Here is a 26,320-nt window from a genome sequence, read left to right on the forward strand (position 1 = left end):
ACGCCCGGTACTTCCGCTCGATCTCCTCATTGCCCGGGAACACCGGCTCCTGGTCCGCAGGAATCGTGTTCACATAATCCGTCGTCGTGACCATCGGCACGCCAACACTCTGCGCCCCGGCACGCTGCAGCAAGCTACGCATAATGAACTGCGCCCGCTCCGTGCCACGCTCACCAATCAACGCATCCAACGACTCCAACCACTCAGCAGTCTCCTCCGGATCACGATCAGGCAACGCACCAGTCAACCCGCTCAAAATATGGGAGTTATCGTCTCGAAGAAACATGTCAACCTGTCTGTTTGAAGGCGTCCGGGCGTCGTGCGCTGTGCGGCCGTGGTTCCGGGGGGAGGGGACCACCTTGCGAATCGTTTTCGTAAGGTGAGAATTGAATCTTGTATCTTGAGAATATCGGGCCCCCGTCCGTGAATCAAGCTCGAACGCCGGTCCCCATGGAGTGTGGGGCGTGATGTGCGCCACTTGACACGGTGTGAACCACATCATAAAGTCTTCTCACTATTCAAAAATTGGTTTTCACGATACGAGAAATCGAGGCGTGGAAAAAACGAACAGCGGAGCCAAGGCATGAACGCTCGGATACCCAATGATCTTGAACCGGCAATGGTGCCGGCCATGACTGACCGCCTGCCGGCAGCGGCGCATGCAACGGAGCATGTGCCCTACGCAACCCCGGAGGGATACACGCTCAGCGCCACACTCTTCAACCAGGACCTTGCGCCCACCCGGAAAAAGGGGCGCCGCTGGTCGTCCTACAGCATCTTCACGCTCTGGGCCAACGACGTCCACAGCCTCGGCAACTATGCCTTCGCCATCGGCCTGTTTGCGCTGGGTCTGGGCGGCTGGCAAATCCTGCTGGCCCTGGGCATCGGCGCCGCGCTGCTGTTTGGGCTGCTTAACTTCTCCGGGTTCATGGGCGTGCGGACAGGTGTCCCGTTCCCCGTCATGAGCCGCATCAGCTTCGGCATCAAGGGCGCCCAGGTGTCCTCGCTGCTGCGCGGCGGCGTGGCCATTGTCTGGTTCGGCGTACAGACGTTCCTGGCCTCGGTGGTCTTCCGCGTCATGCTGGTGGCGGTCTTTCCCCCACTGCACGGGCTGGACAAGAGCCTGATCCTGGGCCTGTCCGCGCTTGGCTGGCTGACGTTCATTGCGCTCTGGATTGTCCAGGTGGTCATTGTCAGCTACGGCATGGACATGATCCGCAAGTACGAGGCCTTTGCGGGCCCCATCATCCTGGTCACGATGGCCACGATCGCCATCTGGATGTTCATGCGTGCCGGCGGCTCGATCGCCTGGACCACCAACCATGCCTTGACCGGTGGCGAAATGTGGCGCACCATCTTTGGCGGCGGCGCCCTGTGGGTGGCCATCTACGGAACCTTCGTGCTGAACTTCTGCGACTTCACCCGCTCGGCCAAGAGCGAGAAGTCCATCGTTCGCGGCAACTTTTGGGGCATCCCGATCAACATGCTCCTGTTCGGGGCGATCGTGGTGGTCATGGCAGGGGCCCAGTTCAAGATCAACGGTACCATCATCCAAAGCCCGGCCGATGTGGTCCACCTCATTCCGAACACCTTCCTGCTGGTGGTTGCCTGCCTGGCGCTGCTGATCCTTACCGTGGCGGTGAACCTCATGGCCAACGTCGTGGCACCCGTGTACGCGCTCACCAACCTCTTCCCGCGGCACCTGAACTTCCGCAAGGCGGCCATCATCAGTGCCACGATCGGGCTGGTCATCCTGCCCTGGAACCTGTACAACAACCCCGTCGTGATCGTGTATTTCCTGGGCGGGCTGGGCGGCCTGCTGGGCCCGCTGTTCGGTGTCATCATGGCCGACTACTGGCTGCTGCGCCGCGGCAAGGTCAACGTGCCGCACCTGTATACGACCGACGAAAACGCCAGCTACCACTACCGCCGCGGCGTCAACCCCAAGGCGATCGCCGCACTGGTACCCGCCGGCGTCGTGGCCCTGCTCATCGCCTTCATTCCCACGTTCCACGAGCTGTCCTCCTTCTCCTGGTTCTTCGGTGCGGGCATCGCGGCCGTAACGTATTACTGGATCTCGGACCGGAACCAAAGCTTCACCGAAGCGTCCGGCGAACCCATCGCCGTCGCGAGCACCCACTGACCCGGCACCCAAACAGCCAAACAAGCAAGAAAGGGACTGCCATGCGCATCCTCGTGGCCAATGTCAACACCACAACGTCCATGACGGACTCCATCGCGGCGCAGGCGCGCAGTGTGGCGGCCCCAGGCACCGAGATCATCGGCATCACGCCCCGCTTCGGCGCCGAGTCCTGCGAGGGAAACTTTGAAAGCTACCTGGCGGCCGTTGCCGTCATGGACGCGATCACCAACTACCCCGAACCGTTCGACGCCGTCATCCAGGCCGGCTACGGCGAGCACGGCCGGGAGGGCCTGCAGGAACTCCTCGAGGTGCCGGTCGTCGACATCACCGAGGCGGCGGCCAGCACGGCCATGTTCCTGGGCTACAAGTATTCGGTGGTGACCACGCTGGACCGTGCCGTCCCCCTGATTGAGGACCGGCTGAAGCTGGCGGGCCTGGACGCCCGTTGCGCGTCGGTGCGGGCCAGCGGCCTGGCCGTCCTGGAACTCGAGGAGGATCCGGAGCGGGCCGTGGAGTCCATTGTCCGCGAATCCGAGCTCGCCGTGACGCGGGACAGGGCGGAAGTCATCGTCCTGGGCTGTGGCGGCATGGCCGGGCTGAACGAGTTGGTCAGGGAACGCACGGGCGTGCCCGTGGTGGACGGCGTGGCTGCCGCCGTCACGATTGCCGAATCGCTGGTGCGCCTCGGCCTGTCCACCTCCAAGGTGCGCACGTACGCGCCGCCGCGGCCCAAGAAGGTGACCGGCTGGCCGATCACGGGACCTGCCTAGTCCAGCCTACTTATAGTCGCGATGTAGCGGCCGACCACTCCGCCGGCACGCAGCTTGTCAATCGCGCCAGGGATCTCGGCTTGGGTGATGAGGTTCATCGGCGGGTTCAATTCGCCGGACTTCATCAGCCCGTACAGTGCCTCGAGGTCTTCCTTGGTGCCGGACTTGGAACCCTTGATGCTGAGTTGGTTGATGATGATCGGGTAGGTGTTGATGGTCGCTTCCAGGCGGCCCATGCCGACCTGGACCAACGTCCCAAACTCAGCGAGTGTCTCGATTGCGGCGGCCGTGGTGGTCCCAAAACCCGCGTAGTCGACAATGAGGTCGAGCTTCTTGTCCTTGAACGCGTCGATCGACTCGGCGACGCCCGCCAGCCCAATCTCATCGGCCAGTTTCCGTGTTTCCGGATTGATCTCCGCCCCATACACTTTGGCGCTGGAGAGCGCGGCGACGCGGGCGCCAATGTAGCCCAGGCCGCCGAGGCCAATCACGCCAACCTTCATGCCCGGCTTGGCGCCGCCGACAGTCATGATGGCGTGATACGCGGTGAGGCCGGCGTCAGTCGCCATCGCACCAAGTTCAAATGAAACCTCGTCGGGCAGCTTGACCAGGTTGTCCGACGTCGCGAGCAGTTTTGGCCCGAATCCGCCGTCCCATTTGCCGTAGCCGAGGGCGTCGCCGTCAGCCATGACAGGGGCCAGGCCGACGCGGTCGCCGACCTGCCACTGGTCCATGCCCTCGCCAACCTCGACGATCACGCCGGCATTTTCGTGGCCCATGGTGCGCGGCAGCACGGGAAAAAGAGGCATCCAGCCTGGATCATCCAGGGCTGTCACATCGGAGTGGCAGACCCCGGCAGCCTTGACCTCGACCACAACCTGGCCGGGACCGGCCTTCGGCTCGGCGACCCCGTTGAACCCGAGAGCCTTGTCGGTGCCCGTAAACTGCCATGCCTTCATGACGCTTCCCCTTTTCATGCGTTTGAATGTAAGACAATGTGCATAACGCCCAAAACCCCGGATTCTTCCCGCGGACCGCAGGCGCAGAATCCATGGGCGAGAATGGACAGGCGGGCCTGCGTTCCCGCGCCAACTACTTTTTTATGCGGCAACGATAGACAGGAGAAGCCCATGGCGGAGACCGACACCCCCGCAGGCAGCGGCGCACCGGCGAAGATTGCCGTGGTCACAGGCGCCGGCTCGGGAATCGGCCGGGCCGTGGCCCGGGAATTCCTGCGCCACGGCTTCGGGGTGGTCCTGGCCGGCCGCCGTGCGGCGGAGCTGGGGGAAACCGCCGAGGGCCACCCCCAGGCGCTGGCCGTGCCCACCGACGTGACCCGGCCGGACGACGTCGAAAACCTCTTCCGTGCCGCCGTGGACCGGTTTGGCCGGGTGGATGTGCTGTTCAACAACGCCGGCACCTTTGGCCCGGCGGCCGCGGTGGACGAGATCTCCCCGGCGGACTGGGACGCCGTGCTGGCCGTGAACCTCACCGGCTCCATGCTGTGCGCGGCCGCCGCCGTCCGCGTCATGAAGGCACAGCAGCCCGGCGGCGGGCGGATCATCAACAACGGCTCCATCTCGGCCCACTCGCCGCGGCCCAAATCCGTCGCCTACACCGTCACGAAGCACGCCATGACGGGCCTGACCAAGTCGATCGAGCTCGACGGGCGGGCCTTCGGCATCAGCTGCGGCCAGATCGACATCGGCAACACGGCCACGGACATCATGGCCACCCTGGACGTCGCCACCGGAGCGCTCCAGGCGGACGGGAGCCGGCTCGTGGAACCCACCTTCCCCGTGGCCGACGCCGCCCGCACCGTGCTGCTGATGGCCCAGCTCCCCGCCTCGGCCAACATCGGCTCGCTCGTCATCACGGCCGCGGGAATGCCGTTCATCGGCCGCGGCTGAACGCGGCAAAACCCCCGGCCCACCACGAACGACGCCGGCACCCGCCCTGTGGAGGCGGGTGCCGGCGTCGTTCCGGTGGACAAACTGGACGGGGGTCAGTGCTGCGGGTCAGGTTCCAGCACCGGGACCTCCTTGCCGTCGGCGTCGATCAGCTTCCCTTCCTCGCAGCGGTCCCCATGCTGCAGGCTGCCCAGCACCTCCGGGGAAATCCGCCGCTCGGTGCCGGCGGCAAACACGGAGGGGTTCTCCGGGTTGCCGCGCTTGAGGTGGTTGAACAGCACGTTCAGCACAATGGCCATGACGGCGGCAGAGCTGATGCCGGAGTCGAAGATGGTGCCGAACCAGGCCGGGAAATGGCTGTAGAAGGTGGGCTGGACGATGGGGATGACACCGAAACCCACCGACGTGGCCACGATGACCAGGTTCATGTTGTTCTTGTAGCTGACGGTGGACAGGGTGCGGATGCCGCTGGCCGCCACCGTGCCGAACAGGACGATGCCCGCGCCGCCGAGAACCGCCGTCGGGACGGCGGCGACCACGCGGCCCACGATGGGCAGCAGGCCGAGCACCAGCAGGATCACGCCGCTGGCCGTGACCGCAAAGCGGCTCTTGATGCCCGTGATGGCCACCAGACCCACGTTCTGGGCGAACGCCGTCTGGGGGAAGGAGCCAAAGACCGGGGCCACCGCGCTGGAGACCATGTCCGCCCGCAGCCCGTTGCCGAGCCGGCGCGAGTCCACCTTGGTGCCGATGATCTCGGAGACGGCCAGGATGTCCGCCGAGGTCTCCACCAGCGTCACCAGGATGACAATGACCATCGAAATGATGCCCGCGGCCTGGAAGGTCGGCATCCCGAAGTGGAACGGCGACGGGAAGGCGAAGACCGGCCCGGTCCCCACCTTGGAGAAGTCGGCCTTGCCCATGAACACGGCCACGAGGGTGCCGATGACCATGGCCAGCAGGATGGACAGCCGGGAGATGGTGCCGCTGCCGATCTTGCTCAGCAGCAGCACGATGGCCAGGGTCAGTCCGGCCAGGCCGATGTTGGCCGGGCTGCCGAAGTCCGGCGCCTTGCTGTTGCCGCCCATGGCCCAGCCGGCAGCCGTCGGCATCAGCGTCAGGCCGATGGTGGTGATGACGGTGCCGGTGACCACCGGCGGGAAGAACTTGATGATGCGCTGGAACACGGGGGTGATCACCAACCCGATCAGCGAGGCGACCATGACGGAGCCGAAGATCGACTGAATGCCGCCGCCGCCGTTGAGGATGGCCAGCATCGTTGCCACGCCGGCAAAGGACGTGCCCTGGACCAGCGGAAGCTGCGAACCGAAGAACGGCACGCCAAGGGTCTGGAGCAGGGTGGCCAGGCCGCCCATGAACAGGCAGGCGGCGATCAGCAGGCCGACGTCCGCCGAGCCCAGGCCGGACGCCTGGCCAATGATCAGCGGGACGGCGATGATGCCGCCATACATGGTCAGGACATGCTGGAAGCCGTACGCGAAGCTGACGCCGATGCCGAGTTTTTCGTCCTCGGGACGGACAGCCTTGGTGGTTGAAGCGTGGATCTTGGTCATAGCGGACCTCCTTGTCTGCTTACCCTTGGTATGCGTGCAACCCGCTTTGGGAGTTGCCGCCGCGGGCGGACGGGGGTTGCCTCCCCCGCCCGCCCTTTTTGGTGCCGGCTAGCAGAAGCCGGCCATGCCCTCCCAGGCGTTGCCGGCGTCGGTGCCGTTTTCACGGACCACGGTGGCCTCGATCAGCCCGTAGGGGCGGTCCGCGGCGAAGAGCACCTCGCCGGGGTTGTCCTGGCCGAACGGGGACAGGTCCACCACAAAGTGGTGCTTGTTCGGCATGGAGAACTTGATCTCGTCGATTTCCTCGTGCGCGTCCATGACCTTTTTGCCCATCTCAAACAAGGTCTGCTGCAGGGCGTGGGAATAGCCCTCGGTGAAGCCTTCGAGCAGGAGCGCCTTGACGTCGTCGTAGGTCTTGTTGAAGTCCAGGGTGGCGACGGCGGCTGGGTTGTAGCGCCAGCGGGCCGCGACGTCGGTGGACATGACCCGGTCCGTGGTCTCGGCCAGCGTCGTGTACTTGTCCTTCGGGTAGCCGACAAAGCCTGACTCAGTGGACTTGAGCACTGTCAGGTCCTTCAGCCCGCCCAGCACGTGGACCGTGTCCCCGTCCTTGACCACGACGGCGGTGCGCACCTCCTGGCCGTTGCGCACGAAGGAGTGGTTGTGGCCGGTGCCGTTGGCCTGGATGCGGTCCCAGGCATAGGACTCAGCGGCCCAGCGCCCGCCGGTGACCCAGTCGAAGGAGCTGGTGAAGTGCTCGGCGAGGCGCTGCAGGAACGCCTCGGGGGAGCCCACGCCGTCGCGGGCCAGGGAGAAGATGGTGTTCTTCTGGGTGTCTGTGGCCACCACGTGCCCGTTGTCGCCCTCGAGGTGGGCGGCCGTGAAGTCCCCGCGCAGCTGGGAGGTGACGTTGAGGTCCTCAATGCTGTGGCGGTCGGTGTCGCGGGTGATCTTGACAAGGCGGACCTCGGCCTTGCCGTACTGGTTGGCTCCCAGGATGATGTTGCTGTTCGTGGTCATGATCAGTTTCCTCTGTACGTTGAATAGGCGAACGGGCTCAGCAGCAGGGGCACATGGTAGTGCGCCTGGCCTTCCGCAACCGTGAATGTCAGGGCCACCTCCGGGAAGAAGGTGTCCGTGGTGATGCCGGCGAAGTAGGCGCCCGTGTCGAAGCGGAGGCGGTAGTCGCCGCCCGGCAGCGTCGCGGGGCCAAGATCTTTCACCCGCCCGTCAGCATCAGTGGTGCCCGTCGCAATCTGATGCCATGCCCCGCCGTCGCGGGCGTAAAGCTCGACGGCGACACCTGCCGCGGGCTGCCCCGCTGCGGTATCCAGAATGTGGGTGGTTATCAGGGAGCTCATTGGCTCATCACTCCTTTGAGGCGCAGCACGGCGATTTCGCGCAGCTGCTGCGCCACGATGGGGGCTTCTTCTTCGGCGGTGTTGGCCAGGCGCCGCTCCAGCGCGGCCAGGATTTCCTGCGGGGTGCGGCCGGCGGCCCGGATCAGGAACACCTGGCCGAACTTTTCCTCATAGGCGCGGTTGCCTTCGGCCAGGGCCCGGGCAAGTTCCGCGTTGGCAGGGTCGACGCCGGACTGTTCCCTGCGCGAGAGCCTCGCCTCCGCGCTGTTGCCGGCGGCCTGCTCTCCGATGCGCGGATGGTGCGCCATGGCGGCGGCAACTTCCGTGCCGGAAAACGGGGCGGCAGCCTTGAGCGCATGGCTGAAGAGCTCGTTCAGGGTGGTGAAGGGGCGGGCCGCGGCGATCTCATCGATCCACCGCTGGTTGTCCACGCACGGACGAAGCGTTGCGTCCAGCTGCGCCCTGTCCGCTTCGTTGAATTGTTGCAGCAACATGTTTGCTGTCCTTGTAACTCAAATGCTGGCATCCACGGCGTAGGCTATACGAATTGAAAATTAATTCTCGTATCGTGGAACTGTTATTTCAGCATATGCAATAGTGAACAGCATCACACGGGGGTTGTCAATCCCCCGGGCGGACATTGCGGCGCGCCGCCTTGAAGCTGCGCCAAGTTAACGCCCAAGGGGCGCGCCACGGCAGAAGTGGCGCGCCCCTTGGGGCCCTGCAGCACGCAGGGGGGTGGTCCGGCTAGAGTCCCAGTTCGCGGCGCAGGCGCGCAACGTGGCCGTCCGCGGCGACGTTGTACCCGGCGGACCGGACGGTGCCGTCGGGGTTCACCACCACCGTGGAGCGCAGCGTGCCGATCAGCGTGGTGCCGTTGACCTTCTTCTCACCCCAGGCGCCCCAGGACTCCGCCACCTCGTGGTTGAGGTCCGAAAGCAGGGGGAAGTTCAGCCCGAAGTCCGTGGTGAACCTGGCCAGGTCCTGCTGCGGATCGGTGGAGATGCCCACCACGTCAACGCCGGCATTGTTCAGTGCGGACAGGCTGTCGCGGAAGTCGCAGGCCTCGGTGGTGCAGCCCGGCGTCGCGGCCTTGGGGTAAAAGTAGACCACCACCGTGCGTCCGGCGTAGTCGGCCAGCGAGACCTGTTCGCCGTCGGCGTTGGGCAGGGAAAAGTTCGGTGCCGGTTTTCCGGCGGCAAGTTGTGCAGGCATGGTGCTCCCAGGTTGGTTGATCTGACGCCACATCATTGTATTTTCATATTATGGAATATGAATTTTGTCAGATGAAAAGATTCTAGAATGGCGGGCGGCAGCGGTCAACGTTTGTGACATCGGCCGGACGCTGCCCGCATCAGCCGTCCTGCTGCGCCGCCAGCCAGGCCAGGACGTCGTCGCGGCGGATGCGCCGGTGCGAGCCGCGGTACTGGACCGGGATCTCCCCGCGGTCGGTCAGGTTGCGCAGGAAGGTGTGGGAGATCCCGGCCAGCCCCGCCGCCTGCGAGGTGGTCAGCAGCTCCGCCACGCTGGAAACGGTCACCGCCTCGCCCCGGGAGAGCCGGGCCAGGAGGTCGACGACGGCCTCCCGCGCGGCCGGTGCCAGCCGGTGCGCGGTGCCGTCGACAAAGACTGTGATGTCGGTGCCGCCCGCCAGGGCCCTGGCCAGGGCCGCCTGCTCGTTGCGGCCCACCCCGGTCACCTTCGGCGCATCCCCACTCATGCCAGCCACGTTATCAGCGTGATTCGGCGCTGCCCAGTGCCGCCTTCTCCCCGGCCGCCTCCTGCTGCCACAGGGCAATGCGCGCCTGGTGGTTCGGATCCCGGCGCATCACGGCATACACGGCGCCGATCACGGCAAACCAGACGGGCGTGACGGCCAAGGCAACGAGGGTGTCCGGCTGGGTGGTCAGGGCCCACAGGATAAAGACGAAGAATGCGAACACCACGTACACCATGGGCTTGCCGCCCGGCGTCTTGAACGTCGAGGCTGCCGCCAGCCGCGGGCGGCGCTTCCGGAATGCCAGGTAGCTGGCCAGGATGATCGACCACACGAACATGAAGCAGACGGCCGAGACGGTGGTGACCATGTCGAACGCCTTGCCGACGTTGTCGCCCGCGTAGAGCAGCACGACGCCGGCCAGCAGCAGGATGCAGGAGAGGAACAGGGCGTTGCGGGGCACCTTGCGCCGGGACAGGCGCCCGAACACCTTGGGGGCGTCGCCGTCGTTCGCCAGGCCGTAGACCATGCGGGAGGTGGAGTAGATGCCGGAGTTGGCGCTGGACATGGCGCTGGTGAGCACCACCAGGTTCACCACGGTGGCGGCAATGCCCAGGCCGGCCAGGGCGAACATGCCGATGAAGGGGGAGTGCCCGGCCCTGAAGCCCGTCCACGGGGTCACGGACATGAGCACGATCAGCGCGCCGACGTAAAAGAGCATGACGCGGATGGGGATGGCGTTGATGGCGCGCGGCAGGTTCTTCTCGGGGTTCTTGGTCTCGGCCGCGGCGGTGCCCACCAGCTCAATGCCCACGAAGGCGAACACGGCGATCTGGAAACCGGCCACGAAGCCCATGAACTCGTGCGGGAAGAAGCCGCCGTGGCTCCACAGGTTCGTGAAGGAGGCGGTGCCGGCGCTGGACGTGAAGCCGGTAAAGATCATGACCAGGCCCACCACGATCAGCGCCACGATGGCAACGATCTTGATCAGCGCAAACCAGAATTCCGTCTCGCCAAACGCCGCCACGGTGGGCAGGTTGAGCAGCAGCAGGATCAGCACCGTGGCCACCCCGGGCAGCCAGAGCGGGACGCCCGGGATCAGCTCGCGGGCATAGCCGGCAATCGCGATGACGTCCGCAACGCCCGTGACCACCCAGCAAAACCAGTACGTCCAGCCGGTGAAGAAGCCGGCCCAGGGGCCCAGCAGGTCGCCGGCAAAGTCGCTGAACGTCTTGTAGTTGAGGTTGGACAGCAGCAGCTGGCCCATGGCGCGCATGACAAAGAACAGCATGAAGCCGATGATCATGTATACAAAGATGACGGACGGGCCGGCCACCGAAATGGTCTTCCCCGAACCCATGAACAGGCCCGTGCCGATGGCGCCGCCGATGGCCAGGAGCTGGATGTGCCGGTTCGACAGGGCGCGGGTGAGTTGTGGATTGTCATTGCCCCCGCCGGCGGTGCCGGTGGTGGCCGTGGTGCTTGCGCGCTGCAAAGGAATACCCCTCAATGCTGATGGAAAGTGACCTGGATTACCCGGTCCGTTGTATACATTACAACGTCTTGGGGGTGTTTCCGTGCCGGGTAAAATATGGCCATGACGGCAAAGATACGCACAGCCCTGCTCGGCTTCGGGCTGGCCGGCAGCACTTTTCATGGCCCCTTCCTGGACGCCCTGGACGACTTCGCCCTCGAGGTGGTCGTCACCGGCGACCCCGCACGGCAGGCCGCGGCGCGGGCCGCCCACCCGCAGGCCAGGGTGGTGGACCGGCGGGAATGGTCCCCGGCCGGCAGCGGCGTGGACCTGGTGGTGGTGGCCACCCCGCCCGCCAGCCACGCGCCACTCGCGCGGGAGGCGCTGGAAGCCGGGTGCGCCGTCGTGGTTGACAAGCCCTTCACCCTCACGAGCGGGGAAGGGGAGGAACTCATCGCGCTCGCCCAACGCAGGGGACTGGTGCTCACCACGTACCAAAACCGCCGGTGGGACGGGGAGTACCTGACGCTGCGCAGGCTCCTCGCCGAGGGGGCCCTGGGCGAGGTGCGGCGATTTGAATCACGCCTGGAGCGGTGGCAGCCGGCCGTGACGAAGGAGTGGAAGGCGAAGGCGGCCGCAGCGGACGGCGGCGGCATCCTCAACGACCTCGGGAGCCACCTGATCGACCAGGCGCTGCAGCTGTTCGGCCCGCCCGTGCGCGTCTACGGGGAGGCTGCCGCCCGCCGGCCCGTGGAGAGGGCCGACGACGACGCCTTCGTCGCGCTGGAACATGCCGGCGGCGTGGTGTCCCATCTGTGGATGAACCTCAACGTGGCCCAGCGCGGGCCCCGGATGCGCGTCCTGGGGTCCGAGGCGGCCTTCACCAAGCAGGCGATGGACCAGCAGGAGGTACAGCTTGCCGCCGGGATCCGGCCGGGCGACCCTGGCTATGGCGTGGATCCGAAGGAAAACTGGGGCGTGCTGGGGCGGGACGGCGCCCTGGTGCCCGTGCCCACCGAACGCGGAAACTTCACGGCCTTTTACGAGGGGCTGGCGCAGGCCCTGCTGCGCGGCGGGCCGGTGCCGGTGGACCCGGCCGGCTCCGTGGCGGTGCTGCGCGTCATTGAACAGGTGCGCGGGCAGCTCTCCGGGCCCGCCGCAAAGTAAGCTGGGGCCAGGGAGCCTCTCCCGCCGGGAGGGCAGCCAAAAATGGGGGCACGGTGACGGAAAGCAAGCACGGCGCGCATAGCGGGGCGGCCCTGTCCGAACCCACAAACAACGTCAGGAACCGCTGGACCCTGTCCGTGGTGCTGGTCAACGTCGGCATCAACACCGCCTTCTTTGGCCCCATCCAGGTGCTGCTGGGACAGCAGGCGATCCACTTCAATGAGGGCGACAAGGAAGCCATCCTGGCCCTGGTGACCGGGGCCGGGGCCGCGGTGTCCCTCGTGGCCAACCCCCTGTTCGGCACCTTCAGCGACAGGTCCCTCTCCCGCTTTGGCCGGCGCGTCCCCTGGGTGTTCATCGGCGCCCTGCTGGGCACCATCGGGCTGCTGGGCCTGGCCGTCGCCCCCGGCGTTGCGGCCATGACGCTGCTGTGGTGCCTGGTGCAGCTGGGCTGCAACGGCGCGCTGGCCGCCGTCACGGCCGCGGTGCCGGACCAGGTGCCCGTGCGCCAGCGCGGCACCATCGGCGGGCTGGCCTCCATGGGCACGGTGGTGGGGATCCTGCTGGGCGCGGCCGTGGGCGCCGTCGTCGCCGGAAACTTCGTGCTGGGCTACCTCCTGTGCGCCATTGCGCTCACGGCCGGCATGGTGCCGTACCTCTTCCTTTCCAACGACCACGTGCTCTCCGCCGCCGACCGCCCGCCGTTTTCCTGGGCCAGGTTCTTCACGGGGTTTTGGATCTCGCCCCGGCGCCACCCGGACTTTGGCTGGGCCTGGCTTACCCGCTTCCTGGTCAATGTCGGCAACCACCTGGTGACCCTGTACCTGCTGTTCTTCCTCCGCGACGCCGTGGGTTTTGCCAACCCGGAATTCGGCGTGCTGGTGCTGACGGGCATTTACGCGGTGCTGACGCTTGTCACCGCCGTCATCGGCGGGCGGTGGACGGACCGGGTGGGCCGGAGGAAGCCGTTCGTCATCGCCTCCTCCGCCATTATTGCCCTGGCGGCCCTGATCCTGGCGTTCGAGCCCACCTGGACGGGTGCCTTGGCGGGCGCCGCCGTGCTGGGCATCGGCTACGGGGCCTACCTGGCCGTGGACTTTGCCCTGCTCACCCAGGTGCTGCCGTCGGCGGCCAGCCGGGGCAAGGACCTGGGCGTGATCAACGTGGCGAACTCGCTGCCGCAGGTCATTGTCCCGGTCATCGCGCTGCCGCTGGTGACCGTCTTCGGCGGCTACGTGACGCTGTACGTTGTGGCGGCGGTGATCGGCCTGCTCGGTGCGGTGTTTGTGGTGAAGATCAAGGGCGTGGACTGAGCCGGCCGGCACGGCTCAGGAGAAGAAGACCATCTTCAGCAGCGCGGCCGTGCCCACCACGATGATCGTGGCCCGCAACGCCATGGGCGGCAGCTTCCGGCCAAACCGGGCACCCACCATCCCGCCCAGCAGCGAACCCACCGCAATGAGCGCGGTGACCTTCCAGTCGATGTAGTGCCAGGCCACCACCATGAACGTGATGGCGGCAATGCCGTTGACGGAGGTGGTCAACACGTTCTTCACCGCGTTGATCTGCTGCAGGGCCACGGTGGTCATGATGCTCATCAGCCCGACAATCAGGATGCCCTGCGCGGCGCCGAAGTAGCCGCCGTACATGCCCAGCACAAAGATGGCGGCGACCAGCCCGGCACTGCTGCGTGAGGGGCCCCCTCCGGGGCCGGTGTAGCGCCGCTTGGCCAGCAGCCGCTGCAGCGACGGGCCGAAGGCCACCATGAGCAGGCCGATGACGATCAGCACGGGGACGATGGTGCCAAAGGCCGACGCCGGCAGCACCAGCAGCAGCAGCGCCCCCACCAGCCCGCCGATGGCCGACGCCGGCAGCAGCCGCTTGATCATGTCCTTGTTGGGCCTCAGTTCCTTGCGGTACCCCCAGGTGCCGGACAGGCCCCCGGCCACGAGGCCGATGTTGTTGGAGATGTTCGCCGTCAGCGGCGGGTAGCCGAACAGCAGCAGGACGGGGAACGTCACCAGCGTGCCGGACCCCACGACAACATTGATCATGCCGGCCCAAAAGCCCGCCAGAAATATTGCCCCCGCTTCAAGCATGTGCCGTCCGTATCCTTATGTGGGCTGGAAGTTTTCACCAAGGGCCCGCACGCCGGGGCGGCAGGGCCTTTCAAAGTATATTGTCCGGCCGGTCCGGTGCCGCTACCCGGCCGCCCGCCTGGCCACCTGGAAGTGGCCGTCGGCATGGTCGGTGACGTAGCGGCTGCCGGGGAAGCGAGACTCTGCCTGCAGGGCGGTGGAGTCGTCGGCGTCGCCCGGGTGGCCGGAGACGTCCAGCAGCACATAGTCCGGAGCCGGGTTCCTGTTGCCGATCCAGTACACCTGGTCCCGGTCCACGAGGTAGCTCATGAGGCTGATGTCCGTCTCCACCGTGACGCCTGCGGGGACGGCGGCCAAGGCACTGCGGGCCGCGGCGTTGCCCGCCGTGGGAAAGCCCTGGGCAGGGTTGGCGAACCTGCCGAACGCGAAATGCCCGCCCAGCGCCACGGCAAGCAGCGCCATGGCCACTCCGGACAGCAGCCGCAACCTTGCCGAATCGAGCACCCTGCGCCGGGACAGGGCATCGATGGCGGCGCAAAAGACCATCGGCATCAGCACGGCGCTGTACTGCCATTCCTGCCCCCAGTAAAAGGGCAGCTCACCGAGGAAGCGCCAAGCCAGCGTGGGCAGCACCAGCAGCACCAGCGGCGAAAACAGGGCCAGGCCGGCCGTGACGGCAGCCAGCAGCAGGACCGTGGCCACCTTGTCCTTTTGGAACAACGACGCCGGGTCCCGCAGGAAGCCGTCGATGTCCAGTTGGCCCTGGTAGGCCCAGGCGGAGCCGTGGTTGAAGGCCGGCAGGATGAGCCGGGTGGACAGCACAAACCAGGCCACACCCCAGGCTGCCAGCCACAGTCCGGCCGGCCTGCGCCCGCGGTGGGCCATGACCAGGCCCAGCACCAGCACTGTCAGGCCCATGTCCTCCTTGACGAAGACCAGCAGTGCGGCCCAGATCCAGGCCTGCCGCCATTTTTCCTCGAGCAGCGCACAGAGCGAGAGCGCCAGCAGCGGCACGGCGAACGCTATCTCGTGGAACTGCGCATCCACGGCCGACTGCAGCCCCCAGCTCAGGGCATAGGCGAAGCCCAGGCAGGAACCCGGAACCCGGCCCAGGCGTTTGAGCGCCAGCCGGGCCACCACGGCAACCGAGACGGCGAACAGCAGGTTTTGCACCACCAGCAGGGTAAAGGCGCTGGGAAAAAGCCGGTAAACGGGGCCCAGCAACACCAGGATGGGGTGGAAATGGTCGCCAAGGAGGTTGAAGCCCTGGCCCTTGATGCTCACAATGGGCGCCTGGAAATGCGCGTAATCCTGGGCCAGCTGGGTGAAGATGCCCAGGTCCCAGGACCGGATGGCGAAGCTGGTCCACTGCAGCGACGAATACACCATGTAGACCGCAAAGGCGCCGGCGCCGAGCAGCGCGGCCAAGGCCGCCGGGCTGCCGGCTACACGGCGCAGCCCCACAACACGGCGCAGCCCCACAACACGGCGCAGCCCCACAACCCCGGGGGCAATGCCCGGGGTTCGCTGCCGTGCCCGGCCGGTTTCCGGGCCGCTGTCCTTGGTTGCAGTCACGCTTGAAAGTCTAACGGGGGCGGGGTCTGGCAGGATGGGCGGATGGACGCACAGCTCATCTGGACAGTCATTTGCGGCCTCGCGATCCTGGTGGGGGCCGCCGGGGTGATCATTCCGGTGTTGCCCGGCAGCCTGCTCGTCGCCGCCAGCCTGCTGGCCTGGGCCTTCGCCGTGGGGCAGCCGGCGGGTTGGGTGGTGTTTGGCGTGGGTGCGGCGTTCGTGGCGGCCGGGATGCTGTCCGGTGCCGTGCTGACGGGCCGGGCCATGAAGGCCCGGCAGATCCCTGGCCGCTCCGTCGTTGCCGGGCTGGTCCTGGGCGTGGTGGGGTTCCTTGTGGTCCCGTTCGTGGGCCTGCTGCTTGGTTTTGTCCTGGGCCTGTTTCTGGCCGAACTGGTGCTCCAGAAGTCCGTGAAGCCGGCCGTTTCATCCTCCGTGGCGGCGCTGAAGGCCACGGGTTTGGGCATGCTGGCCGAATTCGGCTTCGCGTCGCTGGCGGCCGGGACCTGGGCGGCGGGCGTGCTCGTGTATTTCCTCACCAGGTAACACCCCGCGGAACCGTAGCGGCTCAGGGCAGCTGGAGGTCCACGTGCAGGTCGGCCATCGGTCCGCCGCACTTTTCGTTGCCGCCCACCCGGGTCCAGTTCAAGGTGTTGGACTGCTGGCCCAGCACCTTTCCGGAGGCGTCAAAGGCACGGAAGGTCACGGACGACGCTGGTTGCGTGCCGACCTTGAGCTGCCACGACCCGTCGGGCTGCCGGGCCAGCAGGACGGACCCGGATGAGGACTTCCGGGCGAAGGTGGGCGTGAGCGGGACACACTCGGCCCCGACGCAGGCCGTGACGGAATCCACCTGCGCCGCCGTGGCCTGGTTTCCCGCCAGGGTCAGCATCACGCGGTTGTGCCAGGAGGCGGGGGCGCATCCGCCGGAGTCCTTGTCCATCACGATGGCGCCAATGATGAACGCCATGCACACGGCAGCCACGAACGGCACCACGAAAAATTCGACGCGGCGGCGGGGCGGACGGACTGCGGGCATGCAGTCATGCTAGCCAACGGATCTGTGCGTTTCCTTACAATTTGCTGGTGCGTTGGTCAACCCAGCCAGCGCGCCGACGTGCCAATAATCGCCAGTACGACGTACCCGCTCAGGGGCACCAGCAACACCCATTCGCGCCAGGAGCCGGCATTGCCGAGCACGGGAACGGCCACATTTCCGTTGCGCTTCCACACCCCCCGGACCAGCGGCAGCTTCCGCGCCAGCTTCGGCGGGCGGATCCGCAGCGGCCAGAGCAGGTTGCAGCCGCCGGTCGTCAGCATGTCCCCGGCGAGGTGGACGGCCACGCCCAGGCCCACGGCCAGCGGGAACCAAAACTGGTCCTGAGGTGCAAAAAACGTGATGAAGACGCCCACGGCCAGGCCCACGACCCACGGGAACCGGCGCATCGAGTCGGGGATGAACTTCAGCGCCTTGGCCGCGAACGACGCCAGCAGCACCGTCAGGACCCCGGCACCGGGAAAGACCAGGCCAAACGGCTCCACCTGCGCCGTCCACATGCCCGCCAGCATGGAGATGAACACAAAAACAGCCATGCCCAGCAGCGAATGGGTCCCGTGCCGGTGCCCCCCGGACAGCCGCCCCACCTCGATGCACAGGAGGTTGGAAACCGGCGGCAGGGAGTGGGCGATGGTCGCGTTGCGGTGGTCGGCGTCGGGCAGCAGCGCCGCGCCCGCCGTGACGATGGTGCCGGCCAGCACCCCGGCCGCACCGACGTGCAACAGCCCCAGTCCGGCGTCGAACCCCTGCGGCAGGAACGGCAGCACCGCCGCGGCAGCGCCCGTGTCGACATGGAAGCGGGTGGTCAGGGCCAGCCAGGCGGCCGCCCCGCAGGCGGCGTGGTGGGGTCCCATCATGGCTTTTCCTCTCGGCGGGGGTGGCTCCCTCAACGCGTGGAGGAAAATCTGCACCCTCCACAGTAGGGCCCCGGGACGGCAAAGTCCCGTTGGCGGGCCCGTGCCCGGCAAAAATGCGCCGGCGCGATACGGTAGGCCCATGGCAACAGATTCAAGGCACGACGGCGGCATGCGGCTGACCGTCAACGTCCCCATGCGCTGGGGAGACATGGACGCGTATGGGCACATCAACAACGTGGAGGTGCTGCGGATACTGGAGGAAGCCCGCATCCACGCCTTTGGCCCGCCGGCGGGGACCGGGCTGCCGGGCCTCGAGGTGGAGCTGCCCATCTTTTCCGAGCTGCCGGACGGCACCCAGGCGCTGGTGGTGGAGCACCGGGTGAAGTACCTGGTGCCGTTGAACTACCGCAACGTCCCCGCCCGGATCGAGGTGTGGGTCAGCTCCGTCAAGGGGGCCAGCATCACGGTGGCCTACGCCATTTTCGACCCGGTCACGGGCCTCAAGTGCGCCATCGCGGAGACCTCCATCGCGTTCTTCCATGGGGGCACAGGCACCGTCCTGCGCATTTCGGCGGAGAAGAAGGCGCAGCTGGCGCCCTTCCTGGGGGAGCCGAACTTCCGCTGACCCGTTGCCCGGCGCAACGTGGCGCAACACGGGAATTTTCCCGGAATGCCGGGCCGTTGTGTGGATATGACAACACTGGGAATCATCGGGGCAGGACACATCGGCAGCCAGATTGCACGCAAGGCCGTGCAGCTGGGCCATGAGGTGGTCATCAGCAACTCGCGCGGGCCCGAAACGCTCGCCGGACTCGTGGCGGAGCTGGGGCCGCGCGCCCGGGCCGCCACGGTGCAGGAGGCGGCCGAGGCGGCGGACGTCGCCGTTGTCACCATCCCCTTCAAGAACTACCGGGACGTTCCGCCCGGACCGCTGGCCGGCAAGGTGGTCATTGACACCAACAACTACTACTGGGAGCGCGACGGCCACATCCCCGCCTTGGATAACGGCGAGGCCACCACCTCGGGGCTGCTGCAGGAGCACCTGCCCGGCTCGAAGGTGGCGAAGGGCTTCAACCACCTTCCGGCGGCGGACATCACCGGCACGGGCACCCCGGCCGGCACCGCCAACCGCCGGGCCCTGGCCACAGCCAGCGACCATGCTGACGCCGCGGAGGTGGTGACCCGGCTGTATGACGAGTTCGGCTTCGACACCGTGAACATCGGGCCGCTGTCCGAAAGCTGGCGGGTGGAACGCGACCGCCCGGCCTACGGGGTGCGCCAGAACGCGGCGGAGCTCACCGCGAACCTGGCGAAGGCGCCGCGCCTGCCCTAGCGCCCCGGCCTACGCCACCGGGTTGCCGCGTTCGACGAGGATGCCGTCCGCGTCGGCGTAGACCATGGCGCCCGGCCATACGGTGGTGGCTCCGAGCTGGACCGGGACGTCGGCCTCCCCGGTGCCTTCCTTGCCGCTCTTCGCCGGATTGGTGCCAAGGGCCTTGACGCCCAATGGCAGGGTGTCCACCACCACGCTGTCGCGGATGGCCCCGTTGATGATCACCCCGGACCAGCCGTTGTCCACGGCTGACTGGGCGATCATGTCCCCCATGAGTGCGGTTTCCAGGGAGCCGCCGCCGTCGACCACCAGGACGGCACCGTTGCCCGCCGTTGCCAGCACGGCCTTGGCCAGCGCGTTGTCCTGGAAGCAGCGCACGGTGCGGGCCGGGCCGCTGAATGCGGTGCGCGTGCCGAAGTTGCGGAACTGCAGGGAGACCGAAGCCAGTTCGGCCCCGCGTTCGTCAAAAAGGTCAGCCGTGGTGAAGGTCATGGCGCCAGCATAGGCGCTGCCGGGCGCCGGGGGCAGGCATGGGCCGTTTCGTTACGTCCCCAACGCCTCCGCGAGGCGCTCGCGGGCGGCAGCCAGGTGGCCGTCCAGCGTGGCGGCGGCCCCCTCGGCATCCCCGGCCGCCAGCTGGACCAGGATCAGTTCGTGTTCGGCGTGGATGGCGGCGCTGTCCAGCAGGTGGAGTGCCTGCACGCGTGTCATGCACAACCGCACCTCACTGACCAGGGAGCGGTACATGCGGGCGATCCGTTCATTGCCGACGGCGTCCACCAGTGCCGTGTGAAAGCGCATGTCCGGCTCCACCAGGGCGAGGTCCCCTGCGCCGGCCAGGGCCAGGATGTCCGCATTGGCCCGCACGGCCTCCTCCGGCACGGTGTGCGTGGCGGCCAGCCGGCGCAGGATTTCGCTTTCCAGGTAGGCGCGGGCCAGGTAGATGTCACGGACGGATTCCGGGCCCAGCTCGGCCACCCGGGCGCTCTTGTGCGTGCCGCGGACCAGCAGGTTTTCGCCCACCAGCTTTTCAATCGCGGCCTTGGCGGTGGGACGGGCCACGCTGTAGGACGTGGCGATTTCCAGCTCGGTCACGGCGGTCTCGGACGTGAGGCTGCCGCTGAGGACTCGCCCGCGAAGGTCGTCGGTCACGGCGTCCACCACGGTTTTGGTGGCCAGGGGGCGGGTCATGGGCTGCCTTTCCTCGGGTTGTCCAGCGTTCCTGTTTGAGTATACTTGTCAGACAATTAATTTACGAGGACAGGGATGTGGTCATGTCGACGCTGACAGGACAGGAATCGGTCGCCACCATCCGGGCCGCCATGGCGGACCCGGGGCAGACCACAACGCGGGCGCTGGACCTGCACGCCCACGCCCACGACGCGTCCCACTTTTACCTCCTGCCGCAGGCCGTGGCCGTGCCGCGCAACGCCCGGGAAGTCGGACAGCTGTTCCGGGCCGGCGCGGCGGCCGGGCTGCCGGTGACGCTGCGCTCCGGCGGCACCAGCCTCAGCGGGCAGGGCGTCACGGACGGGCTGCTGGTGGACGTGCGCAAAAACTTCCGCGGCATGGAGGTGCTCGACGGGGGCGCCCGCGTGCGCGTCCAGCCCGGCACCACGGTGCGCGCCCTCAACGCCCGCCTGCTGCGGTTTGGCCGCAAGTTCGGCCCCGACCCCGCCAGCGAGGTGGCCTGCACCATCGGCGGCGTGGTGGCGAACAACTCCTCCGGTATGGCGTGCGGCACCACCGACAACGCCTACCGCACCCTGGAATCCCTGACCGTGGTGCTGCCCGGGGGCACCGTGGTCGACACCGCGGCGCCCGATGCCGATGCCCGCCTCCGTGCGCAGGAACCGGAGCTGTTCAACGGCCTGCTGGAACTTCGCCGGCGCGTCACGGACAACCCCGAATCCACGCGCATCATCCGGCACCAGTTCGCCATGAAAAACACCATGGGCTACGGGCTGAATGCGCTGCTGGACTTTGCCGGACCGGCGGAAATCCTGGCCCACCTGATCGTGGGCAGCGAGGGCACGCTCGGCTTCGTGGCCGAGGCCGTGTTCCGCACCGTGCCGCGCCTGGCCCACGCAACGTCCGGGCTGCTCGTGTTCACCGACCTGGAGGCGGCCAACACGGCCCTGCCCGAACTCGTCGCCAGCGGCGCCGCCACGGTGGAACTCATGGACGCCGCCTCGCTCAGGGTGGGGCAGGGGCTGGCCCGGGTGCCCGGCGTCGTGCGGGACCTGCACGTGGACCGGCAGGCAGCCCTGCTCGTGGAATACCAGACCGGGGATGCGGCGGAGCTTGCCGGGCTGGAGGCCGGGGCCGCAGCGCTCGCCGGCACGCCGGGCCTGGCCGCCCCGGCCCGTTTCAGCACGGACGCCCAGGTCCGGGCCGGGCTGTGGCACCTGCGCAAGGGCCTGTACACCTCCATAGCCGGGGCCCGGCCGCAGGGCACCACGGCACTGCTCGAGGACGTGGTGGTGCCGGTGCCCGCGCTGGCCCGGACCTGCCTGGCTCTGGGGACGCTGTTTGGGAAGTACGGCTATGAAAATTCGGTCACCTTCGGCCACGCCAAGGACGGCAACATCCACTTCATGCTCACCGACCGGTTTGCCAGCCCGGACGAGCTGGCACGGTACGCCGCGTTCACGGAGGACATGGTGGACGTGGTGCTCGGCGAAGGCGGCTCGTTGAAGGCCGAGCACGGCACCGGGCGGGTCATGGCGCCGTTTGTCCGCCGCCAGTACGGCGATGAACTGTACTCGGTGATGCGCCGGATCAAGGAACTCTTCGACCCGGCCGGCCTGCTCAACCCCGGCGTCCTGCTCGACGACGACCCCTCCGCGCATCTGCGCCACATCAAGGCCGCCCCGCCCGCCGTCGATCCCGAGGTGGACCGCTGCGTCTCCTGCGGCTACTGCGAACCGGTCTGCCCCAGCAAGGACCTCACGCTCACCCCGCGCCAGCGGATTGTGACCCTGCGCGCCATCGAGGCGGCCCGCGCGGACGGCGACACCGCCCTGGCCGCGGCGCTCGAGGCGGACTACAACTACGCCGCCGTGGACACCTGCGCCGTGGACGGCATGTGCCAGACCGCCTGCCCGGTGGACATCAACACCGGCAACCTCGTCAAGCACCTGCGCCGGGACGCGTCCGGGAAACTGGAAAACGGGGTCTGGGAGGCGGCGGCCGGGCACTGGGGCGCCGTCACCTACGGGGCCGGGCTGGCACTGTCGGTGGCCGCGAAGGTGCCCTCCGGCGTCGTGCTTCCGGCGAACCGGCTGGGCCGGAAGGTCCTCGGCGCGGACACCCTGCCGCTGTATTCCCCCGAGCTTCCCGCCGGAGGGAAGGCCCGACGCCGGCCTGCGCCTGCCGGGGCACCGGCGGCCGTGTATTTCCCCGCCTGCGTGAACGCCATGTTTGGCCCGGCCGCCGATTCCTCCCCGGGTGTCCAGGCCGGCTTTGAGGAATTGTGCGCCCGGGCCGGGCTGGAGCTGTTGGTGCCCGAGGGCATTGACGGCGCGTGCTGCGGCACGCCGTGGTCGTCCAAGGGGATGGCGGCCGGGCTCGCCGGGATGCATGCCCGGACCCTGAAGCTGCTGCGGGAAGCCACGCGGGACGGCGAGCTGGAGATCATTTGCGACGCCTCCAGCTGCACCGAGGGACTCATCCACACCGTGGAAACCGAAGTGTCGGCGCCGGGGCAGCGGGCCCTGCGCGTGGTGGACGCCGTGCAATTCACGGCGGAACGGATCCTGCCGCTGCTCGGGGAATCGTGGACGCGGATTGATTCGCTCGCGCTGCACCCCACCTGCTCCTCGACCCGGTTGGGCCTGAACCCCGCACTTGAACAGGTTGCCGGCGCGGTGGCCGCCACCGTGAAGGTGCCGGAGAGCTGGGGCTGTTGCGGCTTTGCCGGGGACCGCGGCATGCTGCACCCGCAACTGACGGCCTCGGCCACCGCCGCCCAGGCCGCAGAGGTGGCCGCGATGGGCGCCACGGCGCACGCCTCCTGCAACCGGACCTGTGAGCTGGGCATGGCCCGGGCCACCGGCGCCGGCTACCGCCACGTGCTGGAACTGCTGGCCGGGGTGGCCGCCGGCCGCGAAACGTTCGGTTAGTTGCCCCACCTTCCGCCCTATATGCCCGCTTCTGTGGATAGGCTGGTTGTTAATAGTGCTGGTGCCCCACCCCAAACGAAGGATGTATGAAAATGGCGGGAATTATCATCGTCGGCGTCGACGGCAACTCAACCTCCATGAAGGCTGCCCGCGTGGCAGCCAACCTGGCCAAATCCCTTGGCTCCACCCTGCGCGTGGTGACGGCCTACGGGGAGGACAAGACCGAAAAGGTTGAGATCGGCAACGACGAATGGTTCCTGTCCACCGCCGACGAGGCCGAGCGGGTGGCGCAGCGCGTGGCCGACGAGCTGAAGATCAGCGGCGTGAAGACCGAATACTCCTCCGCCCTGGGCAAGCCGGCCGACGTCCTGCTTGAGGAGGCCACCAAGCTCAAGGCCGAGCTCATCGTGGTGGGCAACGTGCGCATGCAGGGCCTGCGGCGCGTGCTGGGTTCCGTTGCCAACGCCGTCTCCCACAACGCCCCGTGCGACGTGTACATCGTCAAGACCGACGACTGATTTTGTGCCCGGCCGTGAGGCCGCTGCGAAACCCCCGCTGCCGGCAGGCCGCGGGGATTTTGTGGTTTCAGGCCGCTTCCTTCCGGTCCGCGGGCCGCTCCTGGACCGGGCGGGCCCGGGGCGCCTGGACCACGATGGTCCTGCTGGAGTGCCGCAGCACGGCCGGGACACCGCTCACCACGGGCCGGGCCTTCACCGCGGCCTCCGTGATCCGCCGTGCCGCGCCCACCAGGCTGTAGATGACCGCCACGACGGAGGTCACGGACACGAAGGCGACGGTCATGATGGCGAACATGAGCAGGCCCAGCATGAGCGTGCCGATGTAGACCAGCAGATAGTAATTCAGGTGATTGAAGTCCACGGCAATACCCCATATCGTCCACAAGCATGCGTACGTTCCTACGGTAGGCACCCGTTTGGCCTGGTGAAACACGCCCCCGGCGTGCCGCAGGAATGAAACCAATATGTAATGGTTTTCGCCCGGCCGTTACCTTAGCGGTACCTGCGGTGCTGGTTCTCCCGGGTCGTGGGGCCGGGCGTGGCATCGGCGATCCACGGGCCCGTGCCCTCGGAAACATCGATGATGCCGTCTTCAAGCCACGCGTAGTCGCCGGCCAGGAGGGAGGCGGAGAGGGAAGCATCGGCGTCGTCCGTGTTGTGCCAGAGTTCGTCGAACAAGGCCTCGATCCGCAGGCGCGACTGCCCGGCAAAGGCGTCGGCGAGCTGGAGTGCCGACCGGCCCTGGACGGGGTCCTTGAGCCGTAGCATTTCAACCCGGCTGCAGCAGGCGGCGATGGCGAACAGCTCGGCGCCGATGTCCACGATCCTGCCCAGGAACGCCTGCTTGTATTCGAGCCGGCCCTGCCAGCGCCCCATCCCGTAAAACGTCTGGCGGGCCAGGCGCCGGGATTCGCGTTCCACGAAGCGCAGGTGCTTGGCCAGTGGTCCGAACTCGCTGTAGGAGCGCGGGTCCAGGCCCTTGCCCACCACCAGCTGCGGCAGCCACTTGGCATAGAAGCCGCTGGCGGCCACGGCGGCCCTGCCCTTCTGCTGCAGGGTGGCGGTGGTGGAGGCGAGGTCGCCGGCGGCGGCCAGGTGCGCGTCCACGGCTTCGCGGGCAATGAGCAGGTGCATGATCTCCGTGGAACCCTCAAAGATCCTGTTGATGCGCAGGTCGCGCATCAACTGCTCGGCGGGCACGGCGCGCTCGCCGCGGGCCGCGAGGGATGCGGCCGTTTCATAGCCGCGGCCGCCACGCACCTGCACCAGCTCGTCGGCGCATTTGTAGGACATTTCCGAGGACCACAGCTTCGCCAGGGCCGCCTCGATCCGCACGTCCTTCATGCCGGCGTCGGCCAGTGCCGCGGAGAGCTCAAACACGGCCTCCAGCGCAAACGTGGTGGCCGCCATGAACGCCAGCTTCTTGCCCACGGCCTCGTGCCGGCCCACGGGGTGTCCCCACTGGGTGCGGGCGTTGGACCATTCGCGGGCGATCTTCAGCGACCACTTGCCGGCACCGGCGGCCATGGCCGGGATGGACAGGCGCCCCGTGTTCAGGGTGGTCAGCGCGATCTTCAGGCCCTGGCCTTCGCGGCCCAGCCGGTTTTCCACTGGAACCCTCACCTGGTGGAAGCGGGTGACGCCGTTTTCTATGCCGCGCAGGCCCATGAACTTGTTCCGGTGCTCCACCGTGATGCCGGGGGAGTCGGCCTCCACCACGAACGCGGTGATGCCGCCGGTCTTCCTGCCGTTTTCATCCACCCCGTGCGAGGGCACGACAGCCATGACCACCACGAGCTCGGCGATGACGCCGTTGGTGGTCCACAGCTTCACGCCGTCCAGGACGTATTCGCTTCCGTCCGCGGTGGGCACGGCGGCGCAGGCCATGCGCGCGGGGTCGGATCCGACGTCGGGCTCGGTCAGGAGGAAGGCGGTGACGGCGCCGGCGGCGCAGCGGGGCAGGTACTTTTGCTTTTGTTCCTCCGTGCCAAAGACCTTCACGGGCTCCGGCACGCCGATGGACTGGTGGGCGGAGACCAGGGCGCCGAAAGAAGGGTGGACGGTGCCGAGGATGGCCAGGGCTCGGCCGTAGTAGGTCAGGTTCAGCCCCAGCCCGCCGTACTTCCGCGGGATCTTCATGCCGAAGACGCCCAGCTTGGCGAGCCCGGCGAGGTATTCGTCCGGTATCAGGGCGTCGCGTTCAATGATGGAGGGGTCTATGGTGCGGGCATATGACTGAAGCTTTTCGAGGAAGGCGTCCCCGCGCGCCACGTCGTCGTCCGGGGCCTGGGGGTGCGGGTGGATCAGGCTCAAGTCAAAATCGCCCAGGTACAGTCCCTTGGCAAAGCTGGGCCGCTCCCACTCGGTTTCCCGGGCCGCCTCGGCCGCATTGCGCGCGTCTTCGGCCGTGACCTGTGCGGGGGCCGTGGCCGCCGGGCCGTCAACGTGTGTGCTCATGACTACCTCGATTCCGCCGGCGCCGATGACAGGAACCGGCATGCGGAGCTCAAGACTCGCTCATGCCTTGATGCTACCCGTGGGTAGGTGGGGCGGCAATGGCAGGGCCCGGACTGTGTGCATTTGCCGTCGTTAACGGCAGGATGGATCCAGGAGCACCCAGCCGCCGCCTTCAGTCCGCAGCCCG

Annotated in this window: 27 protein-coding genes; 10 read left to right on the forward strand and 17 right to left on the reverse strand. The window is 67.4% G+C overall.

Annotation, left to right across the window (positions count from 1 at the left end):
* Positions 1 to 286 (reverse strand): hypothetical protein (locus MMF96_RS14400; protein WP_256883928.1); only part of this gene is annotated, 286 nt, incomplete at its 3' end.
* Between the two features lie 345 nt (positions 287 to 631).
* Between MMF96_RS14400 and MMF96_RS14405 the strand changes: the two genes are divergently transcribed.
* Both MMF96_RS14405 and MMF96_RS14410 read left to right on the forward strand, forming a co-directional pair.
* The gene (locus tag MMF96_RS14405; RefSeq protein WP_256883929.1) at positions 632 to 2,143 is read left to right on the forward strand and encodes an NCS1 family nucleobase:cation symporter-1; all 1,512 of its coding nucleotides are present in this window, start codon (positions 632 to 634) and stop codon (positions 2,141 to 2,143) included.
* Positions 2,144 to 2,184: 41 nt separating this feature from the next.
* Positions 2,185 to 2,913, forward strand: coding sequence for an aspartate/glutamate racemase family protein (locus tag MMF96_RS14410; RefSeq protein ID WP_176617523.1), 729 nt, complete (start codon positions 2,185 to 2,187; stop codon positions 2,911 to 2,913).
* On the opposite strand, the gene MMF96_RS14415 is transcribed toward MMF96_RS14410, so the two are convergent.
* Complete coding sequence (locus MMF96_RS14415) at positions 2,910 to 3,890, reverse strand: zinc-binding dehydrogenase (RefSeq protein ID WP_256883930.1); 981 nt, start codon at positions 3,888 to 3,890, stop codon at positions 2,910 to 2,912. The two genes, MMF96_RS14410 and MMF96_RS14415, sit on opposite strands and share 4 nt — an antisense overlap.
* A gap of 153 nt (positions 3,891 to 4,043) precedes the next feature.
* Here MMF96_RS14415 and MMF96_RS14420 point away from each other — a divergent pair, with 153 nt between their 5' ends.
* Positions 4,044 to 4,823 (forward strand): SDR family oxidoreductase, encoded by a 780-nt coding sequence (locus MMF96_RS14420; protein WP_176617522.1) that lies wholly within the window; start codon positions 4,044 to 4,046, stop codon positions 4,821 to 4,823.
* Positions 4,824 to 4,918: 95 nt separating this feature from the next.
* Here MMF96_RS14420 and MMF96_RS14425 read toward each other — a convergent pair whose 3' ends face one another.
* The 7 genes from MMF96_RS14425 to MMF96_RS14455 all read right to left on the reverse strand — a co-directional run bounded on the left by MMF96_RS14425 (position 4,919) and on the right by MMF96_RS14455 (position 10,970).
* Positions 4,919 to 6,397, reverse strand: coding sequence for a nucleobase:cation symporter-2 family protein (locus MMF96_RS14425; RefSeq protein WP_176617521.1), 1,479 nt, complete (start codon positions 6,395 to 6,397; stop codon positions 4,919 to 4,921).
* Between the two features lie 108 nt (positions 6,398 to 6,505).
* Complete coding sequence (gene pucL / locus MMF96_RS14430) at positions 6,506 to 7,417, reverse strand: factor-independent urate hydroxylase (protein WP_176617520.1); 912 nt, start codon at positions 7,415 to 7,417, stop codon at positions 6,506 to 6,508.
* 2 nt (positions 7,418 to 7,419) lie between these two features.
* Complete coding sequence (uraH, locus tag MMF96_RS14435) at positions 7,420 to 7,758, reverse strand: hydroxyisourate hydrolase (protein WP_176617519.1); 339 nt, start codon at positions 7,756 to 7,758, stop codon at positions 7,420 to 7,422.
* On the reverse strand, positions 7,755 to 8,252 hold the full coding sequence (gene uraD, locus MMF96_RS14440) for a 2-oxo-4-hydroxy-4-carboxy-5-ureidoimidazoline decarboxylase (RefSeq protein ID WP_176617518.1): 498 nt from the start codon (positions 8,250 to 8,252) through the stop codon (positions 7,755 to 7,757). The genes uraH and uraD overlap by 4 nt, the downstream gene beginning before the upstream one ends.
* A gap of 253 nt (positions 8,253 to 8,505) precedes the next feature.
* Entirely contained in the window at positions 8,506 to 8,973 is a 468-nt protein-coding gene (gene bcp, locus MMF96_RS14445) for a thioredoxin-dependent thiol peroxidase (protein ID WP_176617517.1), read from the reverse strand.
* Positions 8,974 to 9,112: 139 nt separating this feature from the next.
* On the reverse strand, positions 9,113 to 9,478 hold the full coding sequence (locus MMF96_RS14450; RefSeq protein WP_176617516.1) for a helix-turn-helix domain-containing protein: 366 nt from the start codon (positions 9,476 to 9,478) through the stop codon (positions 9,113 to 9,115).
* A 13-nt stretch (positions 9,479 to 9,491) separates the two neighbouring features.
* The gene (locus tag MMF96_RS14455) at positions 9,492 to 10,970 is read right to left on the reverse strand and encodes an amino acid permease (protein ID WP_176617515.1); all 1,479 of its coding nucleotides are present in this window, start codon (positions 10,968 to 10,970) and stop codon (positions 9,492 to 9,494) included.
* A gap of 102 nt (positions 10,971 to 11,072) precedes the next feature.
* On the opposite strand from MMF96_RS14455, the gene MMF96_RS14460 reads away from it, so the two are divergent.
* The gene (locus tag MMF96_RS14460; protein ID WP_306295905.1) at positions 11,073 to 12,116 is read left to right on the forward strand and encodes a Gfo/Idh/MocA family oxidoreductase; all 1,044 of its coding nucleotides are present in this window, start codon (positions 11,073 to 11,075) and stop codon (positions 12,114 to 12,116) included.
* Between the two features lie 53 nt (positions 12,117 to 12,169).
* On the forward strand, positions 12,170 to 13,429 hold the full coding sequence (locus tag MMF96_RS14465; RefSeq protein WP_176617513.1) for an MFS transporter: 1,260 nt from the start codon (positions 12,170 to 12,172) through the stop codon (positions 13,427 to 13,429).
* Positions 13,430 to 13,444: 15 nt separating this feature from the next.
* Here MMF96_RS14465 and MMF96_RS14470 read toward each other — a convergent pair whose 3' ends face one another.
* Positions 13,445 to 14,215, reverse strand: coding sequence for a sulfite exporter TauE/SafE family protein (locus MMF96_RS14470; RefSeq protein ID WP_256883931.1), 771 nt, complete (start codon positions 14,213 to 14,215; stop codon positions 13,445 to 13,447).
* A 102-nt stretch (positions 14,216 to 14,317) separates the two neighbouring features.
* On the reverse strand, positions 14,318 to 15,790 hold the full coding sequence (locus MMF96_RS14475) for a DUF2079 domain-containing protein (RefSeq protein ID WP_256883932.1): 1,473 nt from the start codon (positions 15,788 to 15,790) through the stop codon (positions 14,318 to 14,320).
* A 42-nt stretch (positions 15,791 to 15,832) separates the two neighbouring features.
* Between MMF96_RS14475 and MMF96_RS14480 the strand changes: the two genes are divergently transcribed.
* The gene (locus MMF96_RS14480) at positions 15,833 to 16,333 is read left to right on the forward strand and encodes a DUF456 domain-containing protein (protein WP_256883933.1); all 501 of its coding nucleotides are present in this window, start codon (positions 15,833 to 15,835) and stop codon (positions 16,331 to 16,333) included.
* 22 nt (positions 16,334 to 16,355) lie between these two features.
* On the opposite strand, the gene MMF96_RS14485 is transcribed toward MMF96_RS14480, so the two are convergent.
* Entirely contained in the window at positions 16,356 to 16,826 is a 471-nt protein-coding gene (locus MMF96_RS14485; RefSeq protein WP_176617509.1) for a hypothetical protein, read from the reverse strand.
* A 56-nt stretch (positions 16,827 to 16,882) separates the two neighbouring features.
* Positions 16,883 to 17,701 (reverse strand): metal-dependent hydrolase, encoded by an 819-nt coding sequence (locus tag MMF96_RS14490; protein ID WP_176617508.1) that lies wholly within the window; start codon positions 17,699 to 17,701, stop codon positions 16,883 to 16,885.
* Positions 17,702 to 17,840: 139 nt separating this feature from the next.
* On the opposite strand from MMF96_RS14490, the gene MMF96_RS14495 reads away from it, so the two are divergent.
* Positions 17,841 to 18,326, forward strand: a complete 486-nt coding sequence (locus MMF96_RS14495) for a thioesterase family protein (protein ID WP_176617507.1) — start codon at positions 17,841 to 17,843, stop codon at positions 18,324 to 18,326.
* Between the two features lie 66 nt (positions 18,327 to 18,392).
* Positions 18,393 to 19,034: an NADPH-dependent F420 reductase gene (locus tag MMF96_RS14500; RefSeq protein ID WP_375141444.1), complete on the forward strand. Its 642-nt coding sequence runs from the start codon at positions 18,393 to 18,395 to the stop codon at positions 19,032 to 19,034.
* A gap of 9 nt (positions 19,035 to 19,043) precedes the next feature.
* Here the strand turns inward: MMF96_RS14500 and rraA are convergent, their stop codons facing one another.
* Positions 19,044 to 19,526 (reverse strand): ribonuclease E activity regulator RraA, encoded by a 483-nt coding sequence (rraA, locus tag MMF96_RS14505; RefSeq protein WP_256883935.1) that lies wholly within the window; start codon positions 19,524 to 19,526, stop codon positions 19,044 to 19,046.
* A 51-nt stretch (positions 19,527 to 19,577) separates the two neighbouring features.
* Complete coding sequence (locus tag MMF96_RS14510) at positions 19,578 to 20,225, reverse strand: GntR family transcriptional regulator (RefSeq protein WP_256883936.1); 648 nt, start codon at positions 20,223 to 20,225, stop codon at positions 19,578 to 19,580.
* Between the two features lie 83 nt (positions 20,226 to 20,308).
* Between MMF96_RS14510 and MMF96_RS14515 the strand changes: the two genes are divergently transcribed.
* On the forward strand, positions 20,309 to 23,158 hold the full coding sequence (locus tag MMF96_RS14515) for an FAD-binding and (Fe-S)-binding domain-containing protein (RefSeq protein ID WP_256883937.1): 2,850 nt from the start codon (positions 20,309 to 20,311) through the stop codon (positions 23,156 to 23,158).
* A 92-nt stretch (positions 23,159 to 23,250) separates the two neighbouring features.
* On the forward strand, positions 23,251 to 23,676 hold the full coding sequence (locus MMF96_RS14520; protein ID WP_176617502.1) for a universal stress protein: 426 nt from the start codon (positions 23,251 to 23,253) through the stop codon (positions 23,674 to 23,676).
* Positions 23,677 to 23,743: 67 nt separating this feature from the next.
* Here MMF96_RS14520 and MMF96_RS14525 read toward each other — a convergent pair whose 3' ends face one another.
* Positions 23,744 to 24,037, reverse strand: coding sequence for a hypothetical protein (locus MMF96_RS14525; protein ID WP_176617501.1), 294 nt, complete (start codon positions 24,035 to 24,037; stop codon positions 23,744 to 23,746).
* Between the two features lie 131 nt (positions 24,038 to 24,168).
* On the reverse strand, positions 24,169 to 26,133 hold the full coding sequence (locus tag MMF96_RS14530) for an acyl-CoA dehydrogenase family protein (protein ID WP_256883938.1): 1,965 nt from the start codon (positions 26,131 to 26,133) through the stop codon (positions 24,169 to 24,171).
* Positions 26,134 to 26,320: the final 187 nt, after the last annotated feature.

The organism is Arthrobacter sp. STN4, from assembly GCF_024539665.1.
Classification (GTDB): domain Bacteria; phylum Actinomycetota; class Actinomycetes; order Actinomycetales; family Micrococcaceae; genus Specibacter.